The following is a 17,163-nucleotide window of genomic DNA, read 5'->3' on the forward strand; positions in this document are numbered from 1 at the left end:
GGGGGGTTATTCAAGGGGGCTTGATAAAGGATTGGTAGCGTTTATACATGGGCTCACTAGGGCGAGGGTTACTTATACGTCGGGAAGGAGTCTTCAGGGCGGGATTGCCAGGATCAACCTTGCAAGGGCGAATAAAATAATTAGCCGGGTTGAGAAATACATCGTGTAGAAAGGGTTAAACCATGGACACTGGTAGAAAGAACGCAACAGTGGAGTCGGAGGTCAAGCTACAAGTATTAGTGGACATAGAGGTTATTGAGAAATATCTGGCTACCCATGGCTTCAGAAAGGTGGATGAGTGCCGTGAGAAAGACATTTATTTCAAGCATCCATGCAGGGATCTCGCTCTAAGCGATGAGGCCGTTAGGCTACGCCATCGGGTCTGCGTGAATAGTGGAAGACATATAGTCTTAACATATAAGGGGCCAAGGGAGAATAGGGAGGGCGTGATTAAGACTAGGAGAGAGATCGAGGCCTATTTAACACCGGATAATGCCTCCTCTATTATCGAGATACTGGATAAAATAGGGGTATCACAGTTAATATCATTCGTGAAAAACAGGGATATATACAGGGGCAATGGCCTGGAGGCCTCAATAGATGAGCTTAAAGGGGTCGGGTATTTTCTCGAGGTTGAAGCAAAGGAGCCCCATGCCATTCATCTGCTCGATATCATTGTAAGGGATTTATCCAGCATGGCTAAACCTATTCAGGAGACATATCTCGAGATATGCCTGAAAACAGGTAGATGTATAGAAGAATAACGTCCAGTAATCAGCCTTAACAGAGATACTCAACAATACTGGTGTTCGTAGAAATATTAATATAAAATTGAGGGGGAATTCTGAAAACACTATGGTGGAGGGGTTGGAGATGTATAAAGCGGCCACGGTTATTACAGAAGCTCTTTACAGGCGTGTAGTGGGAGAACAAGTCGAGAAGATGAGTGAACTGAGGAATACTGATATAATATATGTAACAGACCTAGTTGCTTGCAGCCATAAGTATCACTTAAGAAGAAAATATCCGGAGCTCACGATCAGCTTCGAGCCATCCTCTGTGCTCGGGATCCTTCTACATAAGGGATTAGAGGAAGTACTTATGAGTGAGGGATATGAGGTTGAGAAAAGTATAGAGACATATGTAGAGATAGGGAGTAAAAGGTATATTATTAAAGGGAGGCTCGATGCCTATAACCCAAATACTAGAGTAGTTGTTGAGATAAAAAGTTCCAGGTCTTCGAAGGATCTTCCAAGAGGGCATCATGTGGAGCAGTTAAACATTTATCTAAACATGTTGAATGCGGAATCAGGCATCCTAGTCTATATAACACCCGATAAAATAGTAGAGTATAGTATTCAACGTGAGAAAATAGATCTGAAGAATCTTGTGAAGAACGTAGTGGACGATATTGTTCACCCACGTTATTCATGGGAGTGTAATTACTGCATATTTAAGAAGATATGTACATACTATGTGGAGGAGCAGAAACCCCAGTGATGAACTCGGGAAGACTGAGCATAGCAATGAGGATGGTCTTGAGTACTGAGTTCTTTACTGATTATGAGTATATGTATTCCTTTAAAGCCAGCGTGAATAACAGGTATATATACATGAATGCGATCATGCTTAGAATGCATGAAGCTAGTATGCTTTTAAGCGGCCCCAGGCCCACATATAGTAGTCCACCAATATAGTTTGCAAGCGCTGCACCCATGTTCTCCAGGAATCTTTGAACACCTGTGGCCCTGCCACGTATCTCCATCGGGAGTATCTTGGTTAGTATAGCGGAGATCAATGGTCCCACTAACGCTCCCCCAATAGCTCCGAAGATCGTGCCTATAACCAGGGGAAGTAATGGATTTGTACTGATGAGTAGTGGTGTAGCATATAATAGGTATGATATAGTTGACAATGAACCAGCCAAGAGGATCACAGTTAAATAGTTCTCGCTGAGTAATGAGGCCAGGATTATTGATGCAGCTATAGAGGATGCTGTTCCCACAGTGTTGATGAACCCCCATTCAGTATTAGTAACTTCCAGTATTCTAACAGAGTATATTGATCCATATGTATTCCAAACAGAGGATGCCAAAGGCGAGATGAACCCGGTGAACAAGTAGATTAGGACAACGTATTTAACCGTCCTGTACCTGAATAACTCGGCTATATCATTAATTATGTTGAAGTCGCCTCTATTATTCCTCAGATTAATGGTTTCCCTGAGACTCCTAGCTCTGAGGAACAAGACTATTAGACTCAAAGTCCCGGATAGTATAAAGCCGTATCTAATTCCTTGAACACCATATACATCATATAGTTTCCCGCCGACTACAGGCATGAAGAGCCATGGAATACTGGGGAAGACGTTCAACGCGATGAAGCCCTTCAACTCCTTCCTGGATGGAAGGGAATCCATTACTATAGCCGTTAAAGCCGGTTGGTAGAAATGGACGGCTTCATCTATCACCCATATAATCGCCAATTGATTCCATGACTGCGCAAAAGCATATGCGAATTGAACAAGCGAGACAGACAATGTTCCAGCCAGAATAATTCTAACCCTTCCAACCCTATCGGTTAACACCCCTCCCAGGATAGTGAATAAACCCAGTGCAACCATACCGGTGGATTTGACAAGGGCTATCTCGAAATCCCCTGCTCCAAGACTCTTAGCGTAAAGAGAGAAGAAGGGCTGGACAAGCGCGCCGCTTAAACCATAGAGAAACCATGAGATAGCCATTACTAGCACGTTTCCTCTTAGGACACCTAGTAGATCCTTGAACCCATTAATCATGGACATCAATAAGCACCCATAATGATACTCAATTGATTCCCCAAGGTTTTAAAAAATACATATTTTTAACTTGACATATGCTGGTAGGCCAACAGAATAATAAATGATGAGAGGATAGCGTGGAATCCAATAGCACTTAATGAAGTGCTTCAAGCAATATCATCTCTATGTGAATCCGGTGGGAGATAAGTTGTTTATCTCAGATTGCCTCGGGTCATTGAAATAATATATTTTATTCTTCTTTCATGGATTATTTAAATTTAGATTTAAAATAGATTTGTTATTTATAATCGTATTTATATGGAGCGTGATAAAATTGAGGAAGTTAATCCTGGCTACCATATCACTACTATTAATCACGTCAATACTTCAACCACTTGTACCAATAGTTAATAGTGCCGGCGATAAAATATATGTTGCAATTGTATGGCATTATCATCAGCCATGGTATTATAGTGTCGATGAATCATACCTTGTCTTACCATGGGTTAGAATGCATAGTGTTGGAAACTACTATAAGATGGCACACATACTCTCAAAGTACCCTGATATAAGGGTCTCCTTCACCTTCTCCGGGTCCCTGCTCGAGCAATTAATCGACATGGTTGAAAACAATAAGATGGATGTCCGCGAAATCATATCCTGGAGAGTGGTCAATGGAACTCTAAGCAGGGAAGATGTATTCAAGATGCTTCAGATTCCGGGTGGATTCTTCGATGTGAACTGGGGTAGGATAGTTGATAAGTCACCACGATTCAGCGAGCTACGGTCACTAGCTCAGTCAGCGTGGTCGCAGTGCTCCCAGATAACGCGGTCTGAAAGCGAGTTGATGAACTGTATAGTAGACAGGTTCACAGGTGGTAATTTAAGTAGCCAGAACGTGGTTGACCTAGCGGTATTATTCAACCTGTTATGGATAGACCCGCAGGTATCACAGGAGGAGTATCCCGAGGTATATTCATTAATGGAGAGGGCGTATACTTCAAGCCAGCCAAACTATACTATAAATGAATTGAGAATTGTTCTGAACACGCATAGGGATATCATGGCTAAAATTATCCCAGCATATAAAGAGCTAGCCTTAAAAGAACAGGTGGAACTAGTACCAGTACCATATAGCCATCCCCTTGCACCCATAATAGCTGATCTAGGGTTCTCGGAGGATTTGGAGATACATATTTCTGAGAGCATGAGGTTGTTCAAAGAGTATTTTAATGTAACACCGAGGGGTGTATGGCCAGCTGAGGAGGCTGTGAACGAGGAGGTGCTCGAAGCATTTAAGAGAGCTGGTGTTACTTGGACTATAACAGATGAATCCATACTAGGGAAAACCGGTGTCAACACTGGTGATATAAACGTTCTAGGGATACCATGGTACATTGATTTCCAGGAGGGCAGAATATACGTGGTCTTCAGGGATACAGAGTTAAGCAACCTGATTAGTTTCCAGTATAGTTCACAGAGCTACACTAATGCTGTCAACGACTTCATTAACAGGGTACTATCACTTAAAGCTTCGGTAAGCGGTCCGAGAATAATCGTGGTTGCATTGGATGGTGAAAACCCCTGGGAAAACTATGAGAGATTCGGGGACTTATTCCTTAACGAACTATACAGGCGTCTCTCAGAGTTACAGGCACAGGGAGTATTAGAAACCATTACACCGGGCTCATTCATAGACTTGTTCCCTAATGTGGCTCAGCCGCTACCTTTAAAGACATATGTATACCTCGACATAGCTGGTAAGGATATTTCCAATGTACCGGGAAATAGCTATGGGGATGGATATAGTGAGCTGCCGAGGAAAGCAGTCCAGGCTCATATACCTGAAGGCTCATGGTCCGGTGGGGAAGTGGCTACCTGGATAGGAGATAGACAGGAGAACATTGCATGGATGTGGCTTGTTAAAGCAAGAAGCGAAATAATGAGGAAGCTGGGTATCCAAGACTTTAAGTCTATATATGTACAATACCCGGAGATAGCCCGCAGCCTCTTAAAGGCTGAGGCTAGTGACTGGTGGTGGTGGTACGGTGGCGATGGTGGTGGTTCTCCACAGACCTTCGATCCATTATTTAAGGCTTATCTAAGGAAGGCATATCAACTAGCCGGTTTAACCCCACCGGACTACCTGGATGTAACGGCTTACCCTGATGGAACTCCTATAGGCGTGTTAAACACTAATGTTCCCAGGCCCTCCACGTATACTCCAAATATTGATGGAATAATAGAGCAGCAATGGTACAAGGAGATCTCTAATGGCAATGGTCTTAGAATACCTGTGGGCCAGGTATTAGACTCCTTGTTAATACTGGTGGAGCCAGGTAAACTATACTTCGCGCTCAACCTCACCACTGTAGATACCCGGGGATTAAGGATAGGGATATATTTCTCATCACCGTCGACATCTCTCTCACCGTTCAACCCAGGTTACCAGGTCTATCCAAGAAATAGTAGGGTAGACCTAGGAATATACCTTGTTAAAGAAATATTGGTAGATGTAGCTGCGAGAACCGTAACAATATCGAATGCCAGTGTTAATGACTGGAATGAGGTCTGGAGAGGGAACGTAAGCGTAAATGCCGGCGGCTCATCCACTACTGCTGAGTTCTCTATTGATACAACCGAGCTTAACCTACCTGAAGGGGCTACAACGTACCTAGCGGTTGTGCTATACAGCGGTGATAATGTAACTGAGTATTCATCTAGATTCGGCTTAGTATATCAACTTCAAATACCGCGCGGAGCAATTAGTGGAACAATAATATTTGAGATGAATGATCCAACTGGAGACGATGACGGACCAGGGGGATACGGGTACCCGGGTAACTCCGTGTTTAAGCCAGGAGTCTTCGATATGACTAGGTTTACCGTGATTGATCAAGGTGATAAAATAGTGTTCAAGGTCATTTTCAGAGACCTAGGGGGCAACCCGTGGAGTGGGCCTAACGGCTGGAGCCTGCAACAGGTGCATATATATATACACACCCCCTTGGGGGCTAAGGGTAATAGTACTACCATTGGTTTAAACGCTGATATAGCAGAGGGTTACGAATGGCATATGGCTATAATACTTGCCCCTGGCTGGGGTAGTGATCCTATTCCAGTGGGGGAGAAATCTGCTATATACTACTATGATAAAGACAAACCCGTTGTCCAGGATAGCGGCTTCAAGGTCTATGCCGACCAAGCTGGTAACAGTATCATAGCAGAGGTCTCTAAGTCCCTACTCTATGATGTAGAAGACATTAAGAAGTGGGTGTACATTGTCGCCGTGACTAGTCACGATGGATATGGTACGAATAAGATAAGAAGCTTCAGTCCTAGCGGAGGCGAGTGGTCGGTAAGCGTGCCATCAAACTACTCGGTGGCCATATTGGCCGGCGTTATTCCATACATATTAGACGTGTTAGCGCCAACACCCGAGGAGCAACACAGTATGTTATTAAGCTTTGACCTAGCCGGTAAGAAGCTTGCCCAGTTAAAAGGCTATGGGGCAACACCTGTAACAATAACAACAACCCCGGTCACGACTACCACAACTACAACGACTACTACAGCGACAACAACTACGACCACTACCACAACGACTCCTACGACTACAACAACCACCACCACAACTACTACGACAGCACCTATTCAACAACCATTGTTAAACATGGGGCTACTGGTTACACTAGTAGTGGTGATCATAGTAGTTGCAGCAATACTTATATACTTGTTCAGAACCAAAACAGGAAAATCCTAGTTTTTCCTAGTTTTTTAAAAAGCCTGTTGCGGGTTCTAAATCCTTCCTTTACAGATGTGACCTCGGAATAGATGCAGGGAACCAGTGAACCACCCTTTAGGGCTGGGAAGGTCAGATGATGGGTAATTCATGTTCGCCTCGGTATGTTGTTTCTGCTTTCATATAGGTTTACTATTGAAGAATGTAATCGCATGCATAAACCTATTCCTGAAGCACTCTGCAAGCCCAAGAGGAATACAGGGGAACAAGGATGAAGGGATGAAACCAATTTATATAAACCTATATGAGACCTGAACCCCATGGTTGAGCTATGATAGTTTTTTGAAAAAGAGCCTTGAGCCCTGTATGATGCCAAATACATCTGCAGCGCTTCCATTATTCACCGCTATCTCCAGGTATCCCCATGAATTAATATAGCAGGCCACCTCGCCTGGGTTAACGATGCTGAAACTTGTTGTAAACACGCATTGGCTTTTTCCTCCTTGATGTATTATCTCTACTTTATCACCAAGCTTAAGAATAGAGCATGCTTCATCCTCATTGATGTTTGTCATTACGTTACCATAGATATCAATATAGAGTGCATATCCCTCGATCAGGTCATCACTGATTCTAGGAGGTTCAATTCTGATTGTTTTCAATGAGTCAACAGGTATCTCGGTACCGATCGCCTCGAGTGGTATACCACGGCTAATCCATGCTGCCACAGGGGCGAAGATGTCGCGTCCATGGAACGTATGTGATACATCGCCCAACCTGTACCTGGAGTTAGAGATGTCAACCACCCTCTTAACTCCATCTTTTAATGCCAGGAGGCTTAGGCATCCGTTATCTGGTCCAACAAGTATGTAATTACTTGTCTCCACTACTATAGCCCGCCTGTTACTGCCGACGCCTGGATCCACGACAACCACGAATATTGTGCCCGGAGGGAAATACCTGGCTGAAACCATGAGTACTACAGCTGCCTCAATAATGTCATGGCGATTTATGCCATGGGTTAAATCCACTATTTCAACATCCGGGTTGATACTTTTTATAACTCCCTTCATCACGCCTACATATGGATCCTTATACCCGAAGTCGGTCATCAAGGCGATAATCCTGTTACTCATAGTGCCCACCATGTGGCTAAACCATTATGAAGTAGCCATATAATTATCCTATGCGAGAGCCCTCGGGCACAGTATTCATCACTGCATAGATCAGTTTATCCGCTGCACTTCATTGGGCACTTCTTGTTATTTATTACTCCTATTCAGACCAGATAAATGTGCCGGTCGAACGCTACAATGGTTCATCACAGCTCAGGCCGCCCGTCGAATCCATCCCGGCACAATATTTCATAATTATCGTTCCACCTTAATATTTTGAATAATCATTATTGTTATTTTGGTTAATCAGTATATTAGTTGGTTTATAATAGGGATCAAGTGGGGGTTATCTCATGAGCGAAGGCATCAGGGTACTGCTAAGTAATCTATGGTTCCCTAGCAGGGATGGGGTTGTAAAAGGTGTAATATTTCTGGAAAACGGTAAAATAGGGTTTATTGGTGAAACCCCTGAACCAGAACATGAATTAAGCGAGCTACAATACGACTTCCAGGGGCATGCTATAGCCCTTCACGGCTTTAGCGCTATAGTAGACCTAGTGGAATACCCGTTTAGGAGACTAGGCATCAATGATTTCTCAACTCTATCAAGACACGAGCTTGAGAGGCTCGCAGAGGTGGGGTTTGCAAACGCCTTAGCAAACGGGATCACTATGCCGATAGTGTATACTGAGCACTTAAAACCCGTGGAGAAAATATCGAGGGAGCTAGGCATAAAGGTCGTGATTATTCATGAAGGGGAGGTTGTGGAGAAGAGCGGCTTATACTATTTACTCGTGAAAGAAGGCAACATATATTTCAATGATGAGAAGATAGGCGTGTTAAGCGATATAACCTGTTCACCTCAGAGGATCACTGAGAAGTGTAGGATGATGGATTTGAGAAGTACCGGTTCCACTATATCATCTCTCTCAATACTATATGAGAGCGGGGTGGACTCGGGAAGACTCTATAGAATACTTGTAGAACCCTACAGGATAACCAGGGTTGGAGAGGGGGTTATAGATGTAAACGAGATTGCGGATCTACAGGTCATCGACTTAGGGAATCCATTGAAGGCATCCATTATCAGGCATGAAGACGACTTCTGGGCAACAGTGTCCCGCTTCATGGATCCCGATATAGTTTTCGTTAATGGGGAGTCATACTATGAAAGAGGAGAACACCTTGTTGTACCCGTTAAAAATATAACTGGTATTCTCGACAAAATCTCCATTAAGTAAGAATCTAGATGCTAGTCTTCTACATATATCTCAACTACGTCTCCTGTTTTAACACCGAGTGATTCACGTAGATTATGCTCTGATATAACCTCGATAATGTTTAAGGCATGCCTGGTCTTTAATGGTTTAATAATGTACACCGGTATATTCTTGATTCTAGCTTTGACGGCAAGTACTTTACCATATACCTGGCTAGGTGGATCCACCTCGATGTATTTATAGTCCTCTATGTTGAAGAATCGCGGCTCAATTAACTCTATGTTTAATGTACCTGGGTAGGGATTTATCCCGAGGATTCTAAGGAACCTGTCGCGATATTGATAGACATATCTACTTCCCTCACCAAGCCCGGTGACGATTCTACCCTTGAGTCTATGCATTGAGATATCCCTGGGTTATACCGGGGAGTTATAGATAACTTGTTTAAAAATAAAATATTAGGTATCTACCGTAGCTTCACAATGTCCTCTAGAACAGGTATTGTGAAGTCTAGCCCCAGCTTTATGAGAGTCTCCTTCTTTGGGATACCGTTTTCATCCCAGCCACGTATTTCATAGTATATCTTTAACATTTCACTGTATTTAGAGATATCTAGGTGTGAGCCTGCATACGGTCCTTTTGTAAGTGGGTGTTTAAACCATCTGGTAGGCGGGTAGTCCATCGAGCTACTCCAACCCATGTATTCGCGTATCCAGAATGCCCTTATCAACGTGTAGATCCTGTTGGCAGAAACGCTTATATCGTCGAGGCTCCATTTTAAACCAGTTACAGCTGAAAGGAATCTTGGGTAATACTCGAGGTCGAGGCCTACTTCAACCCATGGAAGCCTACATGTTGTCAGCGACTCAAACATTCCTCCACGCATGTTTTGCAGGAAGATTAAGCGTTCAACCTTGTCCCTGCTATACGATGATCTATCTGTTCTAACTTCGTAGCTTATTATCCAGGCATCCTTGTGGTGGGCCCCGATAGAAGATGTGCCGTATGCTAGGGCCATTCCGGGGGTTGTGTGACAGTTGTATGCAGATACCTCTAAACCCTTCACATGCATGGCGAAATCGAGTGCCTCACCGCCAATACTCCTCGCCATCCTCATAACTCCTTCAGCTATGAATGCTCCCAGCCCGCGTCTATATGCCGTATCAATGGTTATCTCTCTCACGGCTTTGAAGTCTCCCCATTCAACTCTCTCTTTGACTAGCCCTCTCTCGCTAGCTTCCATATAGAACCCTATCGAGTTGCCTAGACTTATGGTATCTACCCCTAGTTTATCAGCTAGCTTATTTATCTCGGCAACCCTTTTCAAGTTCTCTAATAATATATTACTGCCCAGCATCGCTACGTTCTCATAGTCTAGTTCGCTCTCCTCTCCTACGTCATCACTAACAACATTACCGCACTGCATGTTACAGTAAGGACATCCCCTTCTATCTATCTTCAGTTTTTCCATTAAATCACCGCTTATGGTTTCATACAGCTCCCACACACCCTCCCTAAAGTTCATTGTGGGTAGGACGCTGTTTTGATGACTCCACTGTATTGTGGACATTGTGCCTTGTCTAATCCAGTAATCATAGTTATCGCTACCCTGTATCTTCTTATAGGATTCCTCAGATATTTTTCTAAGAGCCTCTTTATCGGCTATAGGTGGCTCCATGTTTCCCTTGATCACTATCGCCTTCAGCTTTTTGCTACCCATTACAGCACCCATGCCTGGGCGCCCTCCGCTTCTCCCCTTCTGGGAGATCACTGTGGCGTATCTAACCATGTGCTCTCCCGCCGGTCCGATTTCAAGTATGCCAATGTTTCTACCATGTTCTCTAACCAGTTTTTCCTCAGTAGTGAAGGTGTCAAGCCCCCATAGATCCTCGGCACTTCTGAACTCTACTTTACCGTTTTCAATGTAGAGGTAGACGGGTTTCTTAGATGCCCCTGTGATTATGAGTGCATCGTAGCCGCTGTGCTTTAAGTGGTGGCTGGCCATGGAACCTATATTGCCATCCCCATAGCCATTTGTCAGCGGGCTCTTAGATGCTACAACTAGTTTACCACTACTAGGTAATGGTAGCCCTGAGAGAGGACCGGAGGCCACTATTAATGCATTATATGGTGATAACGGATCCACCCCGGGAGGGATTAGATCCCATAGGAGTCTAACCGCTAGGCCTCTTCCACCGATGAATCCATGTAGTATCTCTGGCTCTATGCTTACCTCTTTTACCTTACTTTTGGTTAAATCTATTAGTAGTGCCTTACCCCACCAGCCATACATATACATCACAATAGATATTAAACGCCTTTAGAGATATAAACTTTATAGCTTTGTATGATCTGGGCGAAATCTATGATTGCTGTGGGGATCCCCCCAGCTTTAAATACTGTGTAGAGATCGCTACTATACCCTGATAGTGGAAGCTGCGTAGAAGTGGTATTCATGGGTAACGACGTCATCATTGATGAGGGATGGGTGTGCTGGGATAGCAAGAGGAATGCTCCCAGATTAAACTGTAGGAAATGGAGGATGAGGCATGATTACTGGCTGGCGGGTTTATTCGAGAAGAGGCTTGTAGAGGAATTAATCTCAGCCGAGTTCAAGATCCATTACCGTCTTCAAGATAGAAACGTACTCATCCACCGTGCACCTAATCCCTCGTCACGGAGCATGTTAGCACTAGAGGTATTCGCTGATGGTGTGAGACTGGGTGTAGTGGAGTATAGGATGGGGGAAAGATGGATGTTCCATCCTAGCGGTGGGTTAGCTAGTCTACTCAACAGTCTAGGTGCATACAGTGTTGAGGTGGAGCCCGGCCATGGGAGAAAGCTGAAAGGCAAAAAAGTGAAGGTAGTTGGGGATATAGATGGTCTGCGATGGATTCTATTAGACTTAAACAAGTATATTGGTGTTGCAAGGGTTATTGATGCATCGAAGAAGATTGTCAAAGTAAAGGATGTAGCACCGAAAGGGTTCAAGCCCCTCCCAGCTACAGGTATTATACAGGTTGTAGAAGCTAATAGAGGCCTGCTTGAGACAGCCGTCAACGAAGCTGTGGGCTTCCTGAAGAAAACACTAGAGAATGTTATGGATGGTATAGCGGTCTCCTATAGTGGTGGGGCTGATTCAACAGCTTCACTAGTTTTATCTCAAGAGGCATTAGGCCATGCAAGGATAAAGGTGGTCTATGTAGATACAGGCATGGATCTACCCGGTGTCAAAGAATATGCTCTAAGAATACTTGATAAACTCGGCTTAATACCCTATGTAGTGTCTTCGGGATTGGATCCACTCAACGAGATTGCTTCTCGTGGACTACCCACGCGCAATAACAGGTGGTGTACGAGAATACTGAAACTTGAACCCTTAAGGAGATTCTACAGGGAACACAATATAAGATTCGTTATCGACGGATCTAGAAGCAGGGAAAGCAGTAGTCGAGCCGAGATGCCGAGGATAGGTAGAAATCCCTTAATACCTGAAGTCACAAGGATATTACCGATCAAGTGGTGGAGTAGGTTACTGGTTCAATTATACATAGTGAACAGGGGAATAGAGTTAAACCCCTTGTACAATGAAGGCTTCACCAGGCTAGGCTGTATACTGTGTCCTGCAATGCATCCACACGAACTTGAATTATCCTACACCAAAAATAGATACTGGTTTGAGAGATTACGGGAGGTTACGGGTCTCTCGATAAACGACGTAATGATGTATCTTTACAGTGAGAAACAATAATTGATTATGGGCCCGGCGGGATTTGAACCCGCGTCCTCCCGGTTATCAGCCGGGCGCTCCACCAAGCTGAGCTACGGGCCCCCAGGTATCCACAACATGTATAATGGAATTTAAAAGTTTTCCGGCTTTTAGCCCTCTGTCGTAATATATTGTGCCTGGATAAACCAGGTTTCCCAGGTTAAATTAGTGATGATGCTAGTTGCTCCATGTATTTCACGACGTCTGCAACCTGGTCGACTGACTCCATGAATAATGCATCGAAGAAGTCTTGGCGAAACAGGAGTAATATCCCCACGATCGATGTGAATAACGCGATGGCCAGGGTTGATGCTTCTGAAAGCAGGAACCTTTTTCCAATAGTCTTCCTTGTAGGTGCCTCGAAGACCAGTATGAAGAATAACCTCATATATGCTAGTAGACCTATAGCGCTTGCAATCAGCATAACTATGGCGAATACAGGGTTGTAACTGAATAACGCGTTGTATAGGAGTAGCTTGCCTAGGAAGCCTGGGAGAGGCGGTATCCCGGATAACGTGAGCAGGGATATAACGCTGGCCACTCCGGGTATGATATGAGTCTTAAATGACCCAGCTAGCTCATTTATCCTACGGCTACCGGTGTATTTTATCAGTAAGCCCATGCTCAGGAAGAGGGTGGATTTCGCAAGCGAGTGTACCACAGTGTAATATAGGAATGCCAGGATACCGAATGGGCTTAAGATCCCTATACCCATGAATATATAGCCTGTATTCATGACTGTGGAGTAAGCTATCATTCTCTTTACGTCTTCCTGGATATTCATTAGTAAAGCACCTATAATCGCTGAGAAAGCCCCAGTTAACACGATTAGGAACGATATAGCGTCCCTAGCCGGGGTTAATGAATCCAGTATGCTTCCACCATATATCAGGTAAAGGATTTTATATAGTCCCACAGCACCAGTGTTAACCACTAACCCACTCAGCATTGCTGAAACAGGTGACGGAGCTGCTGGATGAGCATCAGGTAGCCAAAAGTGATTAGGGAATACACCGCTTTTAATGCTGAACGTCCAGAACGAGATAGCCATGATTAAACCTATTGACACGGCATCGTAGCCTGTACCCATATACGTTATTGAGCCCCCCCGGTATCCATGCGTCTTCAACGATAAATCTATGAGGTTCAGGGATCCATATACATTATATATTATTGCCAGGGCTAGAAGGTAGAGGGTTGTACCCATTGCCCCCACGAAGGCGTATTTTATACCTGAGACTATCGGGCCAGCCCTGTGCCGGTAATACATTACAAGCCCGTAGGATGATACACCCGTGACCTCCAACATAACGAATAAATTGAAGACATCCGATGTCATTATAACACCCAGTATGCCTGAGAAAACCCCTAACATAAGTGTTACATACCATGGATACCCGTCATCCACTATGTATTCCACGCTGTACACCATGATCACGGTTAGGACGAGGCTTGTGGTTAACACCAGTATCCCTGTTAATTTATCAAGCGTATAGGTTATTCCGAGTGGTGGAGGCCACCCGCCCATGAGATAGGCTTGGGGGGCATCACTCTCATATGCTTGAATAAACCCCAGTATCGATAATACAAGTGTGATAAGGGTGAATAATACTCCGTGAGCAAATACCGTGAGCCTGCTCCTGGAAACCAGGTATACGAGGGGTGTGAGAAATGCGCCTAATACAGGTATAAAGGGTATTAAGCCGATTACATGTGGGCTCATCTAATCACCTGCTATCTTAATCAAGTATTTTCGAAGCATAAGTCTCGAACTCCTCGCTTATCGAGCGCCTAGCCTCTAAGGGGTCCTTGGTTGATACGTCAATCCAGTTCACGTAGAAGAAGCCATCTCTCTCGTCGATGACAACGGTACCTGGAGTGTTTGTAATGGAGTTCGCCACGAATAGCCTAGCGTATTCTGAGGTGACTGTTACCGGTATTTTAACTATGCCGGGTTTAATATTCATGTTGAAGATTCTTTTTACAACATCCATATGTGACTTGAACTCTATTATCGTGATGTACTTGAAAAAGTAGAATATTAGTAGGATGAGCCGCTGGGGCTGGAGTATTTTACTTGGATTCCTAATTAAGTACTTGCCTGTAACTAATCCGGTGATGGCGCTTACTAATAGTCCTGTAGCAATATCGTATGGTGTGAGGCTGCCTGCTACGAGTATGTATACCATGAATACTAGTAGGGCTGCTGCTAGCTCCTCTATCATTCCTCAGGCACCTCCTTTAACGCGGCTTCCACTAGCTTCCTAGCATCGGTTGTGCCTTGCAGCTTATATGCTTGTATTATGCCGAATGCTATCAACGCGTTCACAGCCATACCTATAACTATGCCTGTTAACACGAGGGCTTGGGGCAAGGGGTCCACGGCATGTTGTCTTAAATACTCTAGGTCTTCACTGGTTAGACTCGTGAATATAGGTGGCACCGATGGATAGACTATTCTATACCCTATCATTATGAATATCACGAACACTGTGTCAGATAACATGGTTAGCGATATCAGCTTTTTTACCAGGCTTCTCCTATACACTATGCCGTAGATCGAGATCAGCGAGTTTAAGACTATTACTATCAACAATATAGACCAGGCAAAAGCCTCAGTGCTCACTTCTCCTCACTCTCCACTCCTGCTAATGATAGATAAATGAATACAGCTGTGAAGCCGGAGGCTACAGCTATATACTCGAATAAATTGTAGAAGAAGAGGCTTCCACTGGTAAGCATTCCAGCTATGTGTGAGGGGTAGAAGCTGATATTTGATACAAGTGGGAGGTTTTTTAAAACCGGTAATAACGCCACGATCCCTATCGCTGTAAGGGCTATTCCACGGGTTGCTATTAGTTTCTCAGAGGTTATATTCATATTAAGCAGTGAATACACTGAGAAGACAGGTATGATGAGTAGGAATGCCACGGCAAGTGTTGAACCACCTTGGAAACCTCCTCCTGGTGTTAGGTGGCCGTGTAAAGCTATACTAGCTGATGCACCTACAATCATTACTGCTATTATTTTGGTGGAAGTCTTGGCGATGCCTGTAAGGCCGATCCCCTTCATTGTTGAAGCCCTGGTTTTAACCCCTCTGAAGACGCTTAACCCACCTACAATGGCCAGGAAGAAGACGGCTGTCTCATACACTGTGTCTAAGCCTCTATAGTCCCACACGATTGCTGTGACGGCTTCAGGGCTCATGGAGGAGTATGGGCCGAAGTAGGTGTTCTCTATGTAGGTGAGTCCTAGAGTCTTGATTGTGGTGGGTGGATTCAACAGGTTAAGCCATGCTAATACCAGTGCACTTATAATAGTGAAAACCAGTAATACTATTAAAACCAGGTATCTATCCATGTTTACACCTCGTACTTCTCGGTCTTGCTAATCACGTATACTAGTACTGCAGAGTAGATCCCAACGGATACAGCAATATAGGTTAACACTATGTCAGTAGCGGCGAAGACGTGTAATATGATGCTGTATGCTATGCTTTGCCCAGCCGAGAAGCCTATTGCCTTCAATAGATTCTTCTCGGTTACAGCCAGGTAAACAAATACGAGGCTTAGAAGACTGCTGAATACAAGTAGAAGTATTGTCAGGATCACTTCTCATCCTCCTCGAGGGCATCGTATACCGGGTTCCATTCAATGCTCTTGGACTTGTGTGCAGCATAGGCGAGGATATGACTACCAACCGGCGCGATTATAAGTAGTATTATGGCTGTTGCAAGGGCTCCGCCTGCAATAATGAATCTACCATTTAACTCAGGTAAGCCAAGCGCGATTAATGAGACGCCGAGTAGTGGGAGGACAGCTCCATATATAGTACCTATCGTCGCGGCGTGAAGCCTCACGTAGAAGTTTGGGAATCTTAAGAGCCCTATTGATGCTATGAAATCGAATACTCCGCCGATGACTAATAATGCCGAGCCAAGCCAGAATAAAACAGCCTCGATCAAGCCTCCACCTTCCTTAATGCAAGATATTTTGATACAAAGACGTCGAGTAAGTATGCCCATAGGGAGAGAAGTAGTGATGGAGTGATCATTATTGGCGAGCGATAATAAAGGGCGATCAATGCTAGGAACACGGCGAGGTCATACGCTATACAATCTATGGCTAAAACTATATCAGGTATTGAGGGGCCCTTGATAGCTCTCAGCGTATAAAGTATAATAGCTCCCAGATAAAATGGTGCCGCAATTATCGTCAAGTATTCTAGATACTCAAACATACGTTTTACCCATTTTCTTAGAGAATTCCCCCGGTATAAATATTTTTGTGAGATACCAAGTATCTGGGCTTGTAAACCAGCCTGGATACTTCACGCATATGATTCAATGGCTGAAAATCATAAAGTTTAAAGGCGGAATTAATTATAATTGGCTAACTCTATGTAAAAATCAATTTAGGGTTTTTGAAATGAGTGGAATCCACGCGGTTGAAATACGCTCTTTTACTAAGAAATTCGGTGATTTCACAGCTGTCGACGATTTAAACCTGGATATATATGAGGGGGAGATCTTTGGTCTC

The 17,163-nt window shown here is 44.1% G+C and carries 16 protein-coding genes, 1 tRNA gene and 1 pseudogene; 6 read left to right on the top strand and 12 right to left on the bottom strand.

Translation table 11 applies throughout. The features are described from left to right. The first annotated feature begins 182 nt into the window (after positions 1-182). Positions 183-764 (top strand): class IV adenylate cyclase, encoded by a 582-nt coding sequence (cyaB, locus tag ACP5N5_RS01860; RefSeq protein ID WP_012608649.1) that lies wholly within the window; start codon positions 183-185, stop codon positions 762-764. Between the two features lie 109 nt (positions 765-873). Further along, on the top strand, positions 874-1,500 hold the full coding sequence (gene cas4, locus ACP5N5_RS01865) for a CRISPR-associated protein Cas4 (protein WP_276814731.1): 627 nt from the start codon (positions 874-876) through the stop codon (positions 1,498-1,500). Positions 1,501-1,561: 61 nt separating this feature from the next. Here cas4 and ACP5N5_RS01870 read toward each other — a convergent pair whose 3' ends face one another. After that, positions 1,562-2,803: an MFS transporter gene (locus ACP5N5_RS01870; RefSeq protein ID WP_428131928.1), complete on the bottom strand. Its 1,242-nt coding sequence runs from the start codon at positions 2,801-2,803 to the stop codon at positions 1,562-1,564. Between the two features lie 310 nt (positions 2,804-3,113). On the opposite strand from ACP5N5_RS01870, the gene ACP5N5_RS01875 reads away from it, so the two are divergent. Continuing rightward, positions 3,114-6,542 carry a glucodextranase DOMON-like domain-containing protein gene (locus ACP5N5_RS01875; RefSeq protein ID WP_428131934.1) on the top strand — a complete coding sequence of 1,143 codons (3,429 nt, stop codon included), beginning with the start codon at positions 3,114-3,116 and terminating at the stop codon, positions 6,540-6,542. Between the two features lie 308 nt (positions 6,543-6,850). Here the strand turns inward: ACP5N5_RS01875 and ACP5N5_RS01880 are convergent, their stop codons facing one another. Next, positions 6,851-7,657 (bottom strand): SAM hydrolase/SAM-dependent halogenase family protein, encoded by an 807-nt coding sequence (locus ACP5N5_RS01880; RefSeq protein WP_048058878.1) that lies wholly within the window; start codon positions 7,655-7,657, stop codon positions 6,851-6,853. A gap of 332 nt (positions 7,658-7,989) precedes the next feature. Between ACP5N5_RS01880 and ACP5N5_RS01885 the strand changes: the two genes are divergently transcribed. After that, complete coding sequence (locus tag ACP5N5_RS01885; RefSeq protein ID WP_012608644.1) at positions 7,990-8,877, top strand: hypothetical protein; 888 nt, start codon at positions 7,990-7,992, stop codon at positions 8,875-8,877. A gap of 11 nt (positions 8,878-8,888) precedes the next feature. Here the strand turns inward: ACP5N5_RS01885 and ACP5N5_RS01890 are convergent, their stop codons facing one another. After that, positions 8,889-9,257 carry a DUF120 domain-containing protein gene (locus ACP5N5_RS01890; RefSeq protein WP_042667702.1) on the bottom strand — a complete coding sequence of 123 codons (369 nt, stop codon included), beginning with the start codon at positions 9,255-9,257 and terminating at the stop codon, positions 8,889-8,891. 65 nt (positions 9,258-9,322) lie between these two features. After that, positions 9,323-11,149 (bottom strand): aldehyde ferredoxin oxidoreductase family protein, encoded by a 1,827-nt coding sequence (locus tag ACP5N5_RS01895; protein WP_428131946.1) that lies wholly within the window; start codon positions 11,147-11,149, stop codon positions 9,323-9,325. A gap of 162 nt (positions 11,150-11,311) precedes the next feature. Between ACP5N5_RS01895 and ACP5N5_RS01900 the strand changes: the two genes are divergently transcribed. Then, positions 11,312-12,607 carry a phosphoadenosine phosphosulfate reductase family protein gene (locus tag ACP5N5_RS01900; RefSeq protein WP_428131951.1) on the top strand — a complete coding sequence of 432 codons (1,296 nt, stop codon included), beginning with the start codon at positions 11,312-11,314 and terminating at the stop codon, positions 12,605-12,607. 7 nt (positions 12,608-12,614) lie between these two features. Here the strand turns inward: ACP5N5_RS01900 and ACP5N5_RS01905 are convergent. From ACP5N5_RS01905 to ACP5N5_RS01940, 8 genes are all read right to left on the bottom strand, one after another. After that, a tRNA-Ile gene (locus ACP5N5_RS01905) sits at positions 12,615-12,688 on the bottom strand. 97 nt (positions 12,689-12,785) lie between these two features. Further along, positions 12,786-14,348 (bottom strand): proton-conducting transporter membrane subunit, encoded by a 1,563-nt coding sequence (locus tag ACP5N5_RS01910; protein ID WP_428131956.1) that lies wholly within the window; start codon positions 14,346-14,348, stop codon positions 12,786-12,788. A gap of 16 nt (positions 14,349-14,364) precedes the next feature. Further along, complete coding sequence (locus ACP5N5_RS01915) at positions 14,365-14,850, bottom strand: Na+/H+ antiporter subunit E (protein WP_042667698.1); 486 nt, start codon at positions 14,848-14,850, stop codon at positions 14,365-14,367. After that, positions 14,847-15,251: a sodium:proton antiporter gene (locus ACP5N5_RS01920; protein ID WP_042667697.1), complete on the bottom strand. Its 405-nt coding sequence runs from the start codon at positions 15,249-15,251 to the stop codon at positions 14,847-14,849. The genes ACP5N5_RS01915 and ACP5N5_RS01920 overlap by 4 nt, the downstream gene beginning before the upstream one ends. After that, positions 15,248-15,985: a Na(+)/H(+) antiporter subunit B gene (locus ACP5N5_RS01925; RefSeq protein WP_042667696.1), complete on the bottom strand. Its 738-nt coding sequence runs from the start codon at positions 15,983-15,985 to the stop codon at positions 15,248-15,250. Before ACP5N5_RS01925 ends, ACP5N5_RS01920 begins: the two co-directional genes overlap by 4 nt. Before the next feature lie 2 nt (positions 15,986-15,987). Continuing rightward, positions 15,988-16,236, bottom strand: coding sequence for a hydrogenase subunit MbhD domain-containing protein (locus ACP5N5_RS01930; RefSeq protein WP_012608636.1), 249 nt, complete (start codon positions 16,234-16,236; stop codon positions 15,988-15,990). Continuing rightward, a complete protein-coding gene (gene mnhG / locus ACP5N5_RS01935; RefSeq protein ID WP_042667695.1) occupies positions 16,233-16,589 on the bottom strand; it encodes a monovalent cation/H(+) antiporter subunit G in 357 nt (118 codons plus the stop codon). Before mnhG ends, ACP5N5_RS01930 begins: the two co-directional genes overlap by 4 nt. Beyond that, complete coding sequence (locus tag ACP5N5_RS01940) at positions 16,586-16,864, bottom strand: monovalent cation/H+ antiporter complex subunit F (RefSeq protein WP_042667694.1); 279 nt, start codon at positions 16,862-16,864, stop codon at positions 16,586-16,588. Before ACP5N5_RS01940 ends, mnhG begins: the two co-directional genes overlap by 4 nt. Positions 16,865-17,052: 188 nt before the next feature. Between ACP5N5_RS01940 and ACP5N5_RS01945 the strand changes: the two are divergent. Further along, positions 17,053-17,163 (top strand): annotated as a pseudogene (locus tag ACP5N5_RS01945) (ABC transporter); the annotation flags it as partial.

It is taken from the genome of Desulfurococcus sp., from assembly GCF_049970475.1.
GTDB classification, from domain to species: domain Archaea; phylum Thermoproteota; class Thermoprotei_A; order Sulfolobales; family Desulfurococcaceae; genus Desulfurococcus; species Desulfurococcus amylolyticus.

Bases quoted from the DNA above. Each gene is read 5' to 3' on its own strand.
- cyaB (WP_012608649.1), top strand. From the start codon at position 183: ATGGACACTGGTAGAAAGAACGCAACAGTGGAGTCGGAGGTCAAGCTA.
- cas4 (WP_276814731.1), top strand. From the start codon at position 874: ATGTATAAAGCGGCCACGGTTATTACAGAAGCTCTTTACAGGCGTGTA.
- ACP5N5_RS01870 (WP_428131928.1), bottom strand. From the start codon at position 2,803: ATGTCCATGATTAATGGGTTCAAGGATCTACTAGGTGTCCTAAGAGGA.
- ACP5N5_RS01880 (WP_048058878.1), bottom strand. From the start codon at position 7,657: ATGAGTAACAGGATTATCGCCTTGATGACCGACTTCGGGTATAAGGAT.
- ACP5N5_RS01885 (WP_012608644.1), top strand. From the start codon at position 7,990: ATGAGCGAAGGCATCAGGGTACTGCTAAGTAATCTATGGTTCCCTAGC.
- ACP5N5_RS01890 (WP_042667702.1), bottom strand. From the start codon at position 9,257: ATGCATAGACTCAAGGGTAGAATCGTCACCGGGCTTGGTGAGGGAAGT.
- ACP5N5_RS01895 (WP_428131946.1), bottom strand. From the start codon at position 11,149: ATGTATGGCTGGTGGGGTAAGGCACTACTAATAGATTTAACCAAAAGT.
- ACP5N5_RS01900 (WP_428131951.1), top strand. From the start codon at position 11,312: ATGGGTAACGACGTCATCATTGATGAGGGATGGGTGTGCTGGGATAGC.
- ACP5N5_RS01910 (WP_428131956.1), bottom strand. From the start codon at position 14,348: ATGAGCCCACATGTAATCGGCTTAATACCCTTTATACCTGTATTAGGC.
- ACP5N5_RS01915 (WP_042667698.1), bottom strand. From the start codon at position 14,850: ATGATAGAGGAGCTAGCAGCAGCCCTACTAGTATTCATGGTATACATA.
- ACP5N5_RS01925 (WP_042667696.1), bottom strand. From the start codon at position 15,985: ATGGATAGATACCTGGTTTTAATAGTATTACTGGTTTTCACTATTATA.
- ACP5N5_RS01940 (WP_042667694.1), bottom strand. From the start codon at position 16,864: ATGTTTGAGTATCTAGAATACTTGACGATAATTGCGGCACCATTTTAT.